Annotated in this window: 21 protein-coding genes (1 of these 21 only partly in view); 19 read left to right on the top strand and 2 right to left on the bottom strand. The window is 52.2% G+C overall.

Translation table 11 applies throughout. The features are described from left to right. Positions 1-41 precede the first annotated feature (41 nt). The 18 genes from rplO (at position 42) to ACZF99_RS23100 (ending at position 12602) form a co-directional block, all read left to right on the top strand. On the top strand, positions 42-482 hold the full coding sequence (rplO, locus tag ACZF99_RS23185) for a 50S ribosomal protein L15 (protein WP_240269712.1): 441 nt from the start codon (positions 42-44) through the stop codon (positions 480-482). Beyond that, positions 482-1780, top strand: coding sequence for a preprotein translocase subunit SecY (secY, locus tag ACZF99_RS23180; protein WP_483607276.1), 1299 nt, complete (start codon positions 482-484; stop codon positions 1778-1780). Before rplO ends, secY begins: the two co-directional genes overlap by 1 nt. Positions 1781-1877: 97 nt before the next feature. Continuing rightward, positions 1878-2522: an adenylate kinase gene (locus ACZF99_RS23175; protein WP_059040333.1), complete on the top strand. Its 645-nt coding sequence runs from the start codon at positions 1878-1880 to the stop codon at positions 2520-2522. A gap of 5 nt (positions 2523-2527) precedes the next feature. Further along, the gene (map, locus tag ACZF99_RS23170) at positions 2528-3280 is read left to right on the top strand and encodes a type I methionyl aminopeptidase (protein ID WP_483607275.1); all 753 of its coding nucleotides are present in this window, start codon (positions 2528-2530) and stop codon (positions 3278-3280) included. Positions 3281-3283: 3 nt separating this feature from the next. After that, complete coding sequence (locus ACZF99_RS23165; protein WP_483612920.1) at positions 3284-3598, top strand: hypothetical protein; 315 nt, start codon at positions 3284-3286, stop codon at positions 3596-3598. 2 nt (positions 3599-3600) lie between these two features. After that, positions 3601-3816, top strand: coding sequence for a translation initiation factor IF-1 (gene infA, locus ACZF99_RS23160; RefSeq protein WP_059040336.1), 216 nt, complete (start codon positions 3601-3603; stop codon positions 3814-3816). A gap of 163 nt (positions 3817-3979) precedes the next feature. Beyond that, positions 3980-4093: a 50S ribosomal protein L36 gene (gene rpmJ / locus ACZF99_RS23155; RefSeq protein WP_003333770.1), complete on the top strand. Its 114-nt coding sequence runs from the start codon at positions 3980-3982 to the stop codon at positions 4091-4093. A 21-nt stretch (positions 4094-4114) separates the two neighbouring features. After that, positions 4115-4483, top strand: coding sequence for a 30S ribosomal protein S13 (gene rpsM, locus ACZF99_RS23150; RefSeq protein WP_036712625.1), 369 nt, complete (start codon positions 4115-4117; stop codon positions 4481-4483). Between the two features lie 19 nt (positions 4484-4502). Beyond that, positions 4503-4898, top strand: coding sequence for a 30S ribosomal protein S11 (gene rpsK / locus ACZF99_RS23145; RefSeq protein WP_018753969.1), 396 nt, complete (start codon positions 4503-4505; stop codon positions 4896-4898). 132 nt (positions 4899-5030) lie between these two features. Next, entirely contained in the window at positions 5031-5975 is a 945-nt protein-coding gene (locus tag ACZF99_RS23140) for a DNA-directed RNA polymerase subunit alpha (protein WP_240269716.1), read from the top strand. Positions 5976-6012: 37 nt separating this feature from the next. Then, the gene (gene rplQ, locus ACZF99_RS23135; protein ID WP_059040338.1) at positions 6013-6378 is read left to right on the top strand and encodes a 50S ribosomal protein L17; all 366 of its coding nucleotides are present in this window, start codon (positions 6013-6015) and stop codon (positions 6376-6378) included. A 116-nt stretch (positions 6379-6494) separates the two neighbouring features. After that, positions 6495-7274 (top strand): tRNA pseudouridine(38-40) synthase TruA, encoded by a 780-nt coding sequence (gene truA / locus ACZF99_RS23130; RefSeq protein WP_483607274.1) that lies wholly within the window; start codon positions 6495-6497, stop codon positions 7272-7274. Positions 7275-7519: 245 nt separating this feature from the next. Next, the gene (rplM, locus tag ACZF99_RS23125; RefSeq protein WP_483607273.1) at positions 7520-7957 is read left to right on the top strand and encodes a 50S ribosomal protein L13; all 438 of its coding nucleotides are present in this window, start codon (positions 7520-7522) and stop codon (positions 7955-7957) included. A 20-nt stretch (positions 7958-7977) separates the two neighbouring features. After that, the gene (gene rpsI / locus ACZF99_RS23120) at positions 7978-8370 is read left to right on the top strand and encodes a 30S ribosomal protein S9 (protein ID WP_068779130.1); all 393 of its coding nucleotides are present in this window, start codon (positions 7978-7980) and stop codon (positions 8368-8370) included. 297 nt (positions 8371-8667) lie between these two features. Further along, the gene (locus tag ACZF99_RS23115) at positions 8668-9360 is read left to right on the top strand and encodes a phosphoadenylyl-sulfate reductase (RefSeq protein ID WP_483607272.1); all 693 of its coding nucleotides are present in this window, start codon (positions 8668-8670) and stop codon (positions 9358-9360) included. 42 nt (positions 9361-9402) lie between these two features. After that, complete coding sequence (gene sat, locus ACZF99_RS23110; RefSeq protein WP_483607271.1) at positions 9403-10572, top strand: sulfate adenylyltransferase; 1170 nt, start codon at positions 9403-9405, stop codon at positions 10570-10572. A gap of 85 nt (positions 10573-10657) precedes the next feature. Beyond that, positions 10658-11428 carry an N-acetylmuramoyl-L-alanine amidase CwlD gene (cwlD, locus tag ACZF99_RS23105; protein ID WP_483607270.1) on the top strand — a complete coding sequence of 257 codons (771 nt, stop codon included), beginning with the start codon at positions 10658-10660 and terminating at the stop codon, positions 11426-11428. Positions 11429-11486: 58 nt separating this feature from the next. Continuing rightward, positions 11487-12602, top strand: a complete 1116-nt coding sequence (locus ACZF99_RS23100) for an Mrp/NBP35 family ATP-binding protein (protein WP_483612918.1) — start codon at positions 11487-11489, stop codon at positions 12600-12602. A gap of 45 nt (positions 12603-12647) precedes the next feature. Here the strand turns inward: ACZF99_RS23100 and gerD are convergent, their stop codons facing one another. Next, complete coding sequence (gene gerD, locus ACZF99_RS23095; protein ID WP_483607269.1) at positions 12648-13451, bottom strand: spore germination lipoprotein GerD; 804 nt, start codon at positions 13449-13451, stop codon at positions 12648-12650. A 138-nt stretch (positions 13452-13589) separates the two neighbouring features. Here gerD and ACZF99_RS23090 point away from each other — a divergent pair, with 138 nt between their 5' ends. Next, complete coding sequence (locus ACZF99_RS23090; protein ID WP_483607268.1) at positions 13590-14198, top strand: KinB-signaling pathway activation protein; 609 nt, start codon at positions 13590-13592, stop codon at positions 14196-14198. Positions 14199-14215: 17 nt separating this feature from the next. Here the strand turns inward: ACZF99_RS23090 and pdaB are convergent, their stop codons facing one another. After that, positions 14216-14223, bottom strand: partial view of a polysaccharide deacetylase family sporulation protein PdaB gene (pdaB, locus tag ACZF99_RS23085; RefSeq protein WP_483612916.1) — the final stretch only. Its footprint extends 802 nt past the window's final position; the window shows 8 of its 810 coding nt (coding positions 803-810); its start codon lies off the right edge, out of view; its stop codon occupies positions 14216-14218.

The following is a 14223-nucleotide window of genomic DNA, read 5'->3' as shown; positions in this document are numbered from 1 at the left end:
AAGATTAAGTGCCAACAATAAATAAGGAGGTGCAACGAACGATGAAGTTACATGAGCTTTCCCCAGCTCCTGGCTCCCGCCAAGAACGCAAGCGTGTCGGCCGCGGTACAGGTAGCGGCATGGGCAAAACGTCGACTCGCGGTCACAAAGGTCAAAACGCTCGTTCCGGCGGTGGTGTGCGTCCGGGCTTCGAAGGCGGTCAAAACCCGCTGTATCGTCGCTTGCCAAAACGCGGGTTTATCAATCCGACGCGGAAAGAGTATGCGATTGTGAACATCGAAGATTTGAACAGCTTTGCGGCGGATACGGAAGTGACTCCTGAACTGTTGTTTGAACAAGGAATCGTGAAAGACGCGAAAAGCGGCATCAAGATTCTCGGCAACGGTGAAGTTACTGTCAAGCTGACAGTTAAAGCGAATAAGTTCTCCCAATCTGCGGTAGAGAAAATCGAGGCTGCCGGCGGTAAAACCGAGGTGATCTAATGTTTAAAACCATTAAGAACATATGGCATGTTCAAGACCTTCGCAACCGCATTTTGTTCACGTTGTTTATCTTCCTGATTTACCGGATCGGTTCTTTCGTTCCGGTTCCGGGCGTTAATAAAGACGTTTTCGAGGCGACAAACACGGCAGGAAGCGACTTGTTAGGGTTCTTGAACACCTTCTCGGGCGGCGCCCTGAAGAATTTCTCGATTTTCGCCCTCGGGATCATGCCTTATATCACGGCTTCCATTATCGTGCAGCTCTTGTCCATGGACGTCATTCCGAAGTTCGCGGAATGGGCCAAGCAAGGGGAACACGGCAAGAAGAAAATGGCGCAGGTGACGCGTTACGGAACCGTCATTTTGGCCGTGATTCAGGCGTTTGCTACATCGATCGGTTTCAATCGGTTGTACGGTACGGAAATGGTGCCGAACGCAACGTTTGGCGACTATCTTCTCATTGCGATCGTATTGACCGCCGGTACATCGTTCCTGATGTGGCTTGGTGAGCAGATTACCGAAAGAGGGATCGGCAACGGGATTTCGCTGATCATCTTCGCCGGGATTGTCGCGACAATCCCATCGCATATCGTGACGATAGCTCAATCCGAGTTTATTGTTGAGGGTCAAGCGTTTATCAACGTGGTGAAATCCATTGCGATTCTCCTCGTTTGCGTGTTGATCGTCATCGGCGTCATTTACGTCCAACAAGCGATTCGTAAAATTCCGGTACAATACGCAAAACGCGTGGTCGGCAACAAAATGTATGGCGGGCAGAACACCCATATTCCGCTCAAAATCAATGCTGCCGGCGTCATTCCGGTCATTTTCGCCGTTTCCCTGCTGCAATTCCCGGTGGTCATCGCCAGCTTCTGGTCGACGCACACTTGGGCGCAATGGATCAGCAGTAACCTGTCCACCAACCGTCCGCTCGGGATGGTGCTTTATGTGGTCATGATCATCGGCTTCACGTTCTTCTATACGTTCGTACAGATGAACCCGCAGCAGATGGCGGAGAACATGAAGAAAAACGGCGGTTACATTCCGGGGATCCGTCCGGGGAAAACAACGGAAACCTATCTTACCCGGGTCTTGACCCGTTTGACGATGACCGGCGCTATTTTCTTGGCGGCCATCTCCATTCTTCCTATGGGCTTGGGGGCATTGGCAGGACTGCCAAGTACGGTCCTGATCGGCGGTACTTCGATTCTGATCGTCATCGGCGTTGCGCTGGATACGATGAAGACCATTGAAGGCCAATTGATCAAACGTCACTATAAAGGTTTCATCAATAAATAGTCGGTAGGTACCAGGAACAGGGACGTGCAAACGCCCTTGCCTGGCGCCTAACTGCGCTATTTCTTGTTGTAGAGAAGTCTTGGAGGGAGTGAGAAACATGAACCTACTATTCATGGGGCCTCCCGGAGCAGGAAAAGGAACACAAGCCGAGACAATCGTTAACGAATTCGGTATTCCTCATATCTCTACCGGCGACGCATTTCGCCTGGCAATCAAACAGGGAACACCTGTGGGGATGAAAGCGAAGGAATATATGGATCAGGGACTGCTCGTGCCTGATGATGTGACAGTGGGGATCGTTCGCGAACGCTTGCAGCAGCCCGATTGCGAAAAAGGTTTCTTATTGGATGGTTTTCCAAGAACCCTTTCGCAAGCGGAATCGCTGGAAGAGCTGCTTGAAGGTCTGGGTCGCAAGCTGGACCACGTCATCAACCTGAAAGTGGACCGGAACAAGCTGCTGGCGCGGCTGACCGGACGCCGGATTTGCAAATCCTGCGGCGCCACTTATCATGTGATCTTTAATCCTCCGGGGCAGGAAGGTGTTTGTGATAAATGCGGCGGCGAGTTGTACCAACGCTCGGACGATAACGAGGAGAGCGTGGGCACTCGGTTGGACGAATATATCAACAAAACCGCACCGCTTCTGAAGTTCTACGAAGATAAAGGCCTGTTGCGTCAGGTAGATGGTGAACAGGAAATCGATGCGGTTTCGAAAGAAATCGTGTCACTACTGCGAGGTTAGGTGGAATGATCATTTGTAAATCCGAAACGGAACTAGGCTTTATGCGAGAAGCTGGGCGGATCGTAGCGGAAACGCACAGGCTCATGGCGCAATCGATTGAGCCTGGAATTACGACGGGAGAACTCGATCAACTCGCCGATAAATACATTCGCAGTCAGGGCGCCGTGCCGTCCTTTAAAGGTTACAACGGTTTTCCTTACAGCATTTGCGCTTCGGTCAACGAAGAATTGGTACACGGATTTCCCGGCAAACGCAAATTGAACGAAGGCGATATCATTACTTTGGATATCGGCGCGGAGTATCGTGGTTTCCATGGGGACTCGGCGTGGACTTATCCGGTAGGCGAAATTTCGGACGAAGCCAAGAAGCTCTTGGAAGTCACCGAAGGATCCCTGTATGCGGGCCTTGCGCTCGTGAAGCCGGATGTTCGATTGTTCACGATCTCGCATGCGATTCAGCAATTTATCGAAGCTGCCGGATTTTCCGTCGTTCGGGAATATGTCGGTCACGGCATTGGCGCGAGCCTGCACGAAGAGCCGCAAATTCCGAATTATGGGTTGCCTGACCGGGGACCCCGGCTGAAGCCCGGGATGGTTCTGGCGATCGAACCGATGGTGAACATGGGGAAGCGATATGTTAAAACGCTGGAAGACAACTGGACAGTCGTCACGGTGGATGGCTCGCTGTGCGCTCATTTTGAGCATACGGTAGCCGTAACGCCGGACGGGATGGAAATTTTCACGAAGCTGAATGCGTAGGTGATGAACGTGAAAGAGCGCTCGGAGCCGCAGGTTGGTCAGTTGGTGAAAGTTCTCAAAGGCAGAGATGCTGGGGCGATTTATGTGATTGTCGGGATTCTGGACGACAGATTCGTCTGGATCGCGGACGGAAACAAACGCAAGTTTGATGGACCCAAGCGTAAAAATGCCCAGCATCTTGAGCTACTGCCCATCGTTAGCAGCGAGGTAGTTCATAGTTTGCAGGAAAGCGGAAGGGTGACAAACGGGAAACTGCGGCATGCGATTCTTGTTTATCGGAATTCCGCCGATTCTATGGCTGAAGAGAAAGGAGACTGACTGTGGCTAAAGAAGATGTCATTGAAGTCGAAGGCGTGGTCATCGAACCATTGCCGAATGCTACATTCAAAGTGGAGCTGGAGAATGGACATCAAATTCTCGCTCACGTTTCCGGTAAGCTGCGGATGCACTTTATCCGCATTTTGACGGGGGACAAAGTGGTCGTACAGCTTTCGCCGTATGACTTGACGAAAGGCCGGATCACTTACCGCAAATAGACTATACCCATTAAGGTAAAGTTGTGGTACAATATTCAGGTTGAGTTGTTTCAGAGAGTAGTTTATGATTAGAATGCCTGCGATTTGGGGTTTGCTTCGCAAAAACAAACGTATGCTTTCGATCCCAGTTTTACTTCTGTAAAACTTTTAGGAGGTAATCAGCATGAAGGTAAGACCTTCTGTAAAGCCGATTTGCGAAAAATGCAAAGTCATTCGTCGCAAGGGCAATGTCATGGTGATTTGCGAAAATCCGAAACACAAACAAAAACAAGGTTAATTGAAGGGGGTGTAGCGTAAAATGGCACGTATTGCTGGTGTGGATTTGCCACGTGATAAACGCGTTGAGATCGCCTTAACTTACATTTTCGGAATCGGTAAAACGACTTCCCAGAAAATCCTGAGCACAACAGGCATCAATCCGGACACTCGTGTTCGTGATTTGACGGAAGATGAGGTTAGCAAACTACGCGAAACGATCGACAAAACGGTCAAGGTGGAAGGCGACCTGCGTCGTGAAATTTCCTTAAATATTAAACGTTTGATCGAGATTGGCTGTTACCGCGGAGTGCGTCATCGTCGCGGCTTGCCGGTTCGCGGACAACGTACGAAAACGAATGCCCGTACTCGTAAGGGGCCTCGTCGTACGGTAGCGAACAAGAAGAAATAAGAAGGAGGGATAACAGACAATGGCTAAACCAAAAAAAGTCGTACGTACCAAACGTCGTGACCGGAAAAATATTGAATCTGGCGTGGCTCATATCCGCTCCACCTTCAATAATACGATTGTAACCATTACGGATCCGCACGGTAACGCGATTTCCTGGGCCAGCTCCGGCGGCCTTGGATTCAAAGGATCCCGTAAGTCGACTCCGTTTGCCGCGCAAATGGCTGCCGAATCTGCCGCCAAAGCTGCGATGGAACATGGCATGAAGAGCGTTGAGGTTATGGTTAAAGGCCCTGGTGCTGGCCGTGAGGCCGCTATCCGCTCCTTGCAAGCGGCAGGCCTTGAAGTCAACATGATCAAAGACGTGACTCCGATTCCTCATAACGGCTGCCGTCCTCCAAAACGCCGCCGCGTTTAATGAAGCCGAGCTGAAACCGTGGTATAACAACAGCGTCAATTGGGAACAATGGTTGTTTAGGCATACTACGTTTCAAACTTCAGCAAATCAGGCAGATTCAAAGGAACGACGTTTTGAAGGAGGGGTACTTTCGTGATAGAAATCGAAAAGCCAAAAATCGAGACCGTAGAAGTTAACGATGAAGGCACCTATGGGAAATTTGTAGTAGAACCACTTGAGCGTGGATATGGCACCACTCTGGGCAACTCGCTTCGCCGGATTTTGCTCTCTTCTCTGCCGGGTGCTGCGGTAACCTCGGTCCAAATCGATGGAGTTCTGCATGAATTCGCGACCGTACCGGGCGTTATGGAAGACGTCACGGAGATTATCCTGAACCTGAAAGCTCTCTCGCTGAAAATCCATTCGGATGAGGAGAAAATCCTCGAAATCGATGCGGAAGGCGAAGGAGTTGTTACGGCAGGGGATATCCGTGCGGACAGCGATGTGGAAATTTTGAATCCGGACTTGCATATTGCTACGCTTGAACCGGGTTCGAGACTCCATATGCGCATCTACGCAGGCCGCGGTCGTGGTTACGTTCAGGCAGATCGAAATAAACGAGATGATCAACCGATCGGTGTCATTCCCGTCGATTCGATCTATACCCCGATTACTCGCGTCAACTACGTGGTGGAGAACACCCGGGTTGGCCAAGTGACCAACTACGACAAGCTTACGCTTGAAGTGTGGACCGATGGCAGCATCAGACCTGAAGAAGCGGTGAGCCTCGGCGCCAAGATTTTGACCGAGCATCTCTTCTTGTTCGTAGGACTTACGGACGAAGCGAAAGACGCGGAAATCATGGTCGAAAAGGAAGAAGACAAGAAAGAAAAAGTGCTTGAAATGACGATTGAAGAGCTTGATCTCTCCGTTCGTTCCTATAACTGCCTCAAACGTGCCGGCATCAACACGGTACAAGAGCTGACGACGAAAACCGAAGAAGATATGATGAAGGTTCGTAACCTGGGCCGCAAATCTTTGGAGGAAGTTCAAGAGAAACTCGAAGAGCTCGGTTTGGGATTGCGCACGGAAGAATAAGTTCACTTGAATCGTTCTAGCGAAGGAGGGAAAACTCATGGCATACCAAAAGTTGGGCCGCGATTCCAGTGCGCGTAAAGCTTTGTTCCGTGACCTGGTTACCGACCTGTTCTTATACGAACGCATCCAAACGACGGAAGCGAAAGCGAAAGAAGTTCGCTCGATCGCCGAGAAGCTGATCACCAAGGCAAAACGCGGTGACCTGCACGCCCGTCGTCAAGTGGCAGCTTACGTTCGCCGCGAATCGATCGACGGCGAGCAAGATGCAATCCAGAAGCTGTTCAACGAACTGGCAACACGTTATTCCAGCCGTCCAGGCGGATACACTCGTATCCTGAAGCTGGGACCTCGCCGCGGCGACGCTGCTCCTATGGTTTATCTGGAACTGGTAGACCGCGCATAACTCGGGAGAACTCTCCCTGTCTAGCGTGTAAAACTCTCTGTCGGCTCGCCTTATGGCTAAGCTTTCGGAGAGTTTTTTTATTGGATAAGGCCATGCAATGAGAGAGGAAGGGACCGATGCGCAACTTGTTGATGACCGTCAGTTATGACGGAACGAACTATTTCGGCTTTCAGACTCAGCCGGGAGGAAACACGGTTCAGGATCATATCGAGGAAGCCATCCGCCAGTTGACGGGAGAACAAATCAAAATTCATGGCTCCGGCCGTACCGATGCGGGCGTGCACGCCAGACAGCAGCCTTTCCATTTCCACACCGCTTCGCTAATCCCCGTGGAACGCTGGTGTTTGGCGCTGAACGGACGGCTCCCTTCCGATATCCGCGTGCTGACGGCCCAGGAGGTCCCTCTGACGTTTCACTCCCGGCGTTCCGCCAAACGCAAGACCTATCGCTACACCATCAATGCCAACCGCATCCCGGATGTGTTCCAACGGAATTACCAGTTTCATCACCCCGGGAAATTGAACGTCGAAGCGATGCAGGAAAGTCTGCCGTATTTGCTCGGTACGCACGATTACACCTCGTTCGCCTCCCGTCACTCCACGAAGGCAAGTCATGTGCGCACCCTTTATGATGCCCGAATCGTTGTCGATTCATCAGCGAGCCTTCCCGGCACAACGGGGCGGGGGATTCTCCATTTCTATGTTACCGGCAACGGCTTCCTGCAGCATATGGTCAGAATCATCGTCGGGACGTTGCTTGAGATCGGCGAAGGCAAACGCACGCCGGAATCGATGAAGGCGATTTTGGAGGCGAAGGACCGCAAAGCGGCAGGCCCAACGGCGGAGAGCAAAGGGTTAATGCTGTGGAGCGTGGAATACGACGAGATGATGGAATAAGGGGCATAAACTCTGAAAAAAGGCTTGCGTATTAAATGTGCTTCCTGTAAAATAAAAGTTGTGTTTTCTTGATGGCTATCCCACGGCCCCCAGTCAAGAAAGCCGACTTAACAAGCATTTGAGATTTGCTAACCAGGAATGAAACGATCGAAGATAAATCTGCTGAAAAGGTCAGGCGACCCGAAGAGCAAGATCGTTTTCAGCAGGATGAACCATTTCGGACGAACTAGAAGGAGGATCTTTACATGCGTACCACTTATATGGCGAAGCCAGGCGAAGTAGAGCGCAAATGGCACATCATCGATGCCGAAGGCAAAACGCTGGGCCGCTTGGCTAGCGAAGCCGCTGCTCTTATCCGCGGGAAACACAAACCCCAATTCACTCCACACGTTGACTGCGGTGACTTTGTTATCGTCATCAATGCGGAGAAAATCGCTCTGACCGGCAAAAAGATGGACAACAAAAAATACTATCGTCATTCCCTGCATCCGGGCGGTTTGAAAGTGACCGTTGCCAAGGATCTGCTGAGAACGAAACCTGAACGTGTAATCGAGTCCGCCGTTCACGGCATGCTGCCTAAGACTCGCCAAGGCGAGAAAATGAAGCTGAGATTGAAAGCTTATGCTGGCACGGAGCATCCACATGCGGCACAAAAACCTGAAGTTTACGAACTTCGCGGATAATTAAAAGGGAGGACAGTTTCATGGCACAAGTACAATACTATGGGACAGGTCGTCGTAAACATTCGGTAGCTCGTGTTCGCCTTGTACCGGGTGAAGGACGCATTGTCATCAATAAACGCGACATCAACGAATATTTTGGTCTGGAAACGCTCAAGCTGATCGTAAAACAACCGTTGACTTTGACGGAAACGCTCGGCAGCTACGACGTCATCGTCATCGCTCATGGCGGCGGCATTTCCGGTCAAGCCGGCGCAATCCGTCACGGGATTTCCCGCGCTCTGCTCAAAGCGGATCCGGAATTCCGCCCTGCACTGAAGAAAGCAGGCTTCTTGACTCGCGACCCACGGATGAAAGAACGGAAGAAATACGGCCTCAAAGCAGCTCGCCGTGCTCCTCAGTTCTCGAAACGTTAATCTTTACTTTCAACGAAAGCCCTTTTCCGCTCTGCGGGAAGGGCTTTTTTTGAACGCGAAAACGGCGATTTGCGCACCAATGACAAGAATTACAGCAAGGCGTTTATAAGAGGTTAACCCAATGACGCCTCGCGAAGCGACCTGGCTTCTCTATGGAGGGCCAGGTCTTTTTTTCGTTTTGGTTTTTTTGGTATTGACTTCTAAAGCGAATGACATATACTTAAAAATATAATTCTAATCAGATTAGTTGGAATAATAAAATTCCCTATTTCACCTAATGCGGGAGGTCCGAGGAAAGTGAACTTACTGGAAAAAGAGCAGTTGATTGCGGCTAAAGCCGAGGAATTCGAAACGTCCACGCCCCAGGAGATCATCGCCTGGGCGGTTGATACGTTTCCGAATATCACCTTTGCCTGCAGCTTTGGTGCCGAAGATGTCGTTCTGGTCGATATGTTGCAGCAAGTCAGCCCATCCACCGACATTTTTTACTTGGACACGGATTTTCATTTTCAAGAAACCTATGAGACACGAGACGCGATTGCGGCCAAATACGGGCTGGAATTTGTCCGGATATCGCCCAAACTGACGCCGGAAGAACAGGCGGAGCAGTATGGCGATGAACTGTGGAAGTCGGATCCCAACGCCTGCTGCAACGTACGCAAGGTCGAACCGCTCACGCGGGTGTTGGGTCGCTATGAAGCCTGGATTACGGGGATCCGCCGTGACCAGGCGCCGACTCGGGCGAATGCCAAAAAGATCGAATACGATGCCAAATTCGGCTTGGTCAAGTTCAACCCGATCGCGAATTGGACATCCGACGACGTATGGAATTATATTCGCGAGCAGCATCTCATTTACAATCCTTTGCATGATCGCAATTATCCCAGCATCGGCTGCGAGCATTGCACCCGTCCGGTCATGCCCGGCGAAGACCCTCGCGCGGGACGCTGGTCCGGTTCGGACAAGACGGAATGCGGGCTTCATAAATAAGGCACGGGTAATCCGAAGATTTTAAAAGTGGAGGAGATACGGGTGACGACAATATTACCGCATGGCGGGAGCCTGATCAACCGCTTGGTTACGGGTGAACAACGGGAAAGACTTCTGGAGACGGCAAAGGGACTTCCGGCGATTCTCATCAATAACTGGACGATTTCCGACCTCGATCTGATAGGGGTAGGCGCTTTTTCGCCGTTAACCGGATTTATGAACGAAGACGATTACCGGTCGGTTGTCGAGCGGATGCGGCTGGCGGACGGCACGGTCTGGAGCATCCCGATTACCCTCTCGGTCCCCCGCGAGCAGGCGGAAAGCCTGGAGTTCGGCGAGCAAGTTGCGTTGGTTGGCAAACAAGACGGCGTCCTATACGGCCTGTTGGAGATTGGCAGCGTCTATACCGTCGATCAGGCGGAGGAAGCTCGGAAGGTGTTCAAAACGGATGATCCCGAGCATCCCGGGGTCAAAAAGCTGCTGGAGCGTTCGCCCTACTACGTAGGAGGCGCGGTTCAGGTGTTGAATCGCCCCGAGCCAGCGCGCTTTAAGGAATTTTATTTCGATCCTTCGGAGACACGGCGTATTTTTGCCGAGAAGGGGTGGAAGACGGTCGTTGGTTTTCAGACCCGCAATCCGGTTCACCGGGCACACGAATATATCCAGAAAAGCGCGTTGGAGATCGTCGATGCCTTGTTCCTGAATCCGCTGGTCGGCGAAACCAAATCGGACGATGTGCCGGCGGATGTACGGATGAAGAGCTATTTGACCCTGCTGGACCACTACTATCCCGCAAACCGCACGTTTCTGGGCGTTTTTCCGGCAGCCATGCGGTATGCCGGTCCACGGGAAGCGATTTTCCATGCGATGGTACGGAAAAATTACGGATGTACCCATTTCATCGTCGGCCGCGATCATGCGGGCGTCGGCGATTACTACGGCACGTACGAGGCACAGGAAATTTTCTCGAATTTCACTCCCGAGGAGCTGGGGATTTCGCCGCTGTTCTTTGAGCACAGCTTCTTCTGCACCAAATGCGGGAATATGGCATCCAGCAAGACCTGCCCGCATCCGAAGGAGGATCATTTGACTTTATCCGGCACGAAGGTCCGCGGATTGCTGCGCGATGGGGTGTGCCCGCCGCCGGAGTTTACCCGACCGGAGGTTGCCGAGGTCCTGATCGAAGGGATGAAGCAGCAGGTCCATAACTAACCGCGCATCAGGTATAAGGAGTCATATTTGTCCACCTTGTCCCATATCATGAGTAATGTCATGAAGGGAGAAAGGTGGCTTTTTTATGCACGATCGAGATAAGGTGACGTTATGGATTTCCCTGAACCACATCAAAATAGCGCTGATCGGCGTCGGCCTTGCCGCCATCCTCCTCGGGATGGTCCTGTACCAAGTGCCGTCGCAGAAAGCTTGGAATTATTGGAGCCTTCCGCTCGCGGGGCAGGTTATCGCGCTGGATGCGGGTCACGGCGGGCCCGATGGCGGAGCGAGCAGCAAGCAGGGGCTGATCGAGAAGGATATCAATCTCGCCGTCTCCTTATACCTGCGCGATTATCTGCAGCAGGCCGGCGCGGTTGTTGTCATGACCCGCGAGGAGGATAAGGACCTGGCGGAAGCGGACACGAAGGGCTACAGCAAGCGGAAGACGGAGGATTTGAAAACTCGCGTCCGTTTTATCGAAGAGCGGCAGGCCGATCTGCTCGTGAGCATTCACATGAACAGTATCCCTTCGCCGCGCTGGCGGGGCGCGCAAACCTTTTATTACCCGAATCATGAGGATAGCGCGAATCTGGCTGCCCTCGTGCAGGAAGAGCTAAGAAGGAATCTGGAGAATACCGATCGGGTCGCGAACCGTTCGGATAAGAAGGTGTATTTGCTGGAGGCGGTCCGCATTCCTTCCGTCCTGGTGGAGGTCGGTTTCCTGTCCAATCCGGGGGAAGCGGAACTGCTCGGCAGCGAGTCGTACCAGCGGAAAGTGGCGGCCTCGATTTACCAAGGGATACTGCGTTATTATTCCGGCGAAAAAGCACAAACCCCGGCAGACGATATCAGGTAATGTTATAATAAATATCATATGAACCAGCTAACTATCTGATGAAGTCGAGGTGCTGTCAGTGATAACGAAGGAGCAGCTTCAGGCGGCATTGCGTCCTGTTGCGGAGCCGACCACAGGACTCAGCCTGGTGGAATTGCAGTGGATCCGCGACGTGATGATTAAGGAAGACCGCGTATCGTTAACGGTTGTCGGGTTTGAGAAAGGCAGCGGGGCGCAAGCCGAGGCGGAGCGGGAGATCCGCTTCCGCCTGGCCGAAGCGGGCGTGGAGGATGTCCATCTCCGGTTTCGCGAAGCTTCGGAACAGGAACGCGAGGCGGCGTTCAGTTCGGCCGGCCGTAAACCTGACCCGACGCAAAACGAACGGGAAGAGCTGAAGGGCCATGGAGCGGGGCTGGAACGGCTGCCGATTTTGGATCCGGCGGCCGGCGTTCATTTTATCGCCGTGGCCAGCGGCAAGGGCGGGGTCGGCAAATCGACCGTCACAGTCAATTTGGCGGCGGCTCTGGCGCGTCAAGGCAAGAAGGTTGGCCTGATTGACGCCGACATCTATGGCTTTAGCGTCCCCGACATGATGGGGATCGAGGAAGCGCCTCTCGTTGAAGACGGCGAAATTCTGCCCGTCGAACGGTTTGGCGTCAAAGTGATGTCGATGGGCTTTTTTATCCAGGACAACAACCCCGTCATTTGGCGCGGACCGATGCTGGGGAAAATGCTCCGGCAATTTTTCAGCGATGTTCGCTGGGGTCAGTTGGATTATTTGCTGCTCGATTTTCCGCCGGGCACGGGGGATATCGCTCTTGACGTGCATCAGATGATCCCGCAAAGCCGGGAAATCATCGTCACCACGCCGCATGCCACTGCGGCTTTCGTCGCGGCGCGGGCCGGCACGATGGCGCTGCGCACCGAGCATGAAGTGCTGGGCGTCGTCGAGAATATGGCCTATTACGAATGCTCCAAATGCGGCGAAAAGGATTATATCTTCGGCCGCGGCGGAGGCGCTCGATTGGCCGAGTCCCTGCACACGGAATTGCTGGCGCAAATTCCGCTTGGAGCGCCGGACAACCATCCTTCGGAACCGGATTTTTCCCCGTCCATATACAAAGCGGAATCTCCGGTCGGCCGGCTTTATGATGAACTGGCGCAACGCATCGCCCATAAATGCGAAGAAGACTGACCCTGATCGGGCCAGTCTTTTTTTTGGGTGCGTGCCCAACATGAATTAAGAACCGCCGCCGCTCCCACCGCTGCCGCCTTCTTTGCTTTGGCCGCCTTCTTCCCCGCCTTCTTCGCCGCCACCGCCGCCTTCGTCCTGCTTCGGCTCTTTTTCCACTTTCGGCTGCAGTTGTTCTTGGACGACGGTTTTCAACAGCTCAAGCACTTCCATCTTGAACAACGGACTTTGCATCGCTTCCTGCATCACCGTCATCGACTGCTTGCGGTAATCCGGCGTTTTGGTTAAATCGAGAAACATCTTCATCACTTCCGGCGACTTCAAAATATCGCTGATCGATTTTTGATATGTCGGATCCTTGATCAGCTGCATATGCAGCTCCTTGCTTTGGGAGTTAACCGCTTTGGCAAAGTCGCCGGCAAACTGCGGATCCGTCATGATTTTCTCGATTTCCTTTTTGTATTCCGGTGAGGTGATGGTCTCTTTGACCGCCATGCGCACTTCGTTGGACGTTTGGGACGGGAGCAGCATTTTAACCCCAAACGTACCGCCGCCGCCGCTTCCTCCCGATCCGCCCGACCCGGAACCGGATTCGGAGCCGGATTCGGAACCGCCGCCCTCACTTCCGCCGCCGCCGCTGCCTTCGCTGCTGCTGGGAGGAGTGCTTAGCGCTTCGTATATCGCCTTTTTACCATCATCGGTCTTCAGAATATCTATGACCATGGATTTCGTTTCCTTATATCCCCCACCCTGGGAAGAGGAGGAGGAGCTTTGTTCAGCACCGCAAGCGGCTAACGGAAGAGTAAGTGTGCATAAGAAGCATAAAATCCAACGGGTACCCCGCCATTTCATGGTTCCCTTCCTCCTTATCATCATTGCTGAAGTTAGTATGCGGCTTAAAAACGGAAATATCCCAACGAAAAGCTTAAAAACAATGGTTTTTTACCGGGATCGTTGGTAAAATATTTCGTTAGTGGAGGTGTAAGGGGCTTGAACTTAAAAAAATGGCTTTACTTATTCGGAACCACCCTGGCCGTAGGGGCAGCGGGATCGCTTATCGTCGGGCTGCTGCTGCAATGGACCGATACGCTTCAATACAAAGGCGTTACCGATATTTTGGTGAATATCGGGATTTTGCTGGGTGTGGGGATTATGGTCAGCGTGTATTCCCAAATGGGCTTCTTCGCTTATTTGATGATTAATTATATGGGGAACGGCGTCTTCTCCAAAAGAACTTGGCAGTACGTGCAGCTCGTCTTAACGGCCTTGGCGCTGCTTGAACTGATGTTTTTCCGAATTTTTGTGGGCGGCGAGAAAAACGGGGTGTCCGATCTCGTTTTAGGAATTATCCTTCTTATTGTGGCTGTCGCCACCGCCTTTTATAAGGTGAAGCTGACGAATGCCACCGCCTGGATTCCTACGCTGTTTTTTATGATCGCCGTAACGATCGTCGAAACCGTCGGCGTATTGAAAATCGGCGTCAATGCCGCCACTGCCTGGATCGTTGCGCCTTTAATCGCGTGCAATGCTTACCAAATTTTGATTTTACAGCGAGTTTTGAAACCGGGGAATTCGGAAACTCAAAAAAGCCCAGCCTAAACTGGGCTTTTTTGCTATTACCATC

The sequence above is a fragment of the Paenibacillus sp. JL3B1040 genome (genome assembly GCF_057063165.1).
The sequence above is the reverse complement of the archived record's forward strand: the minus strand, read 5'-3'. Positions and strand labels throughout refer to the sequence as shown.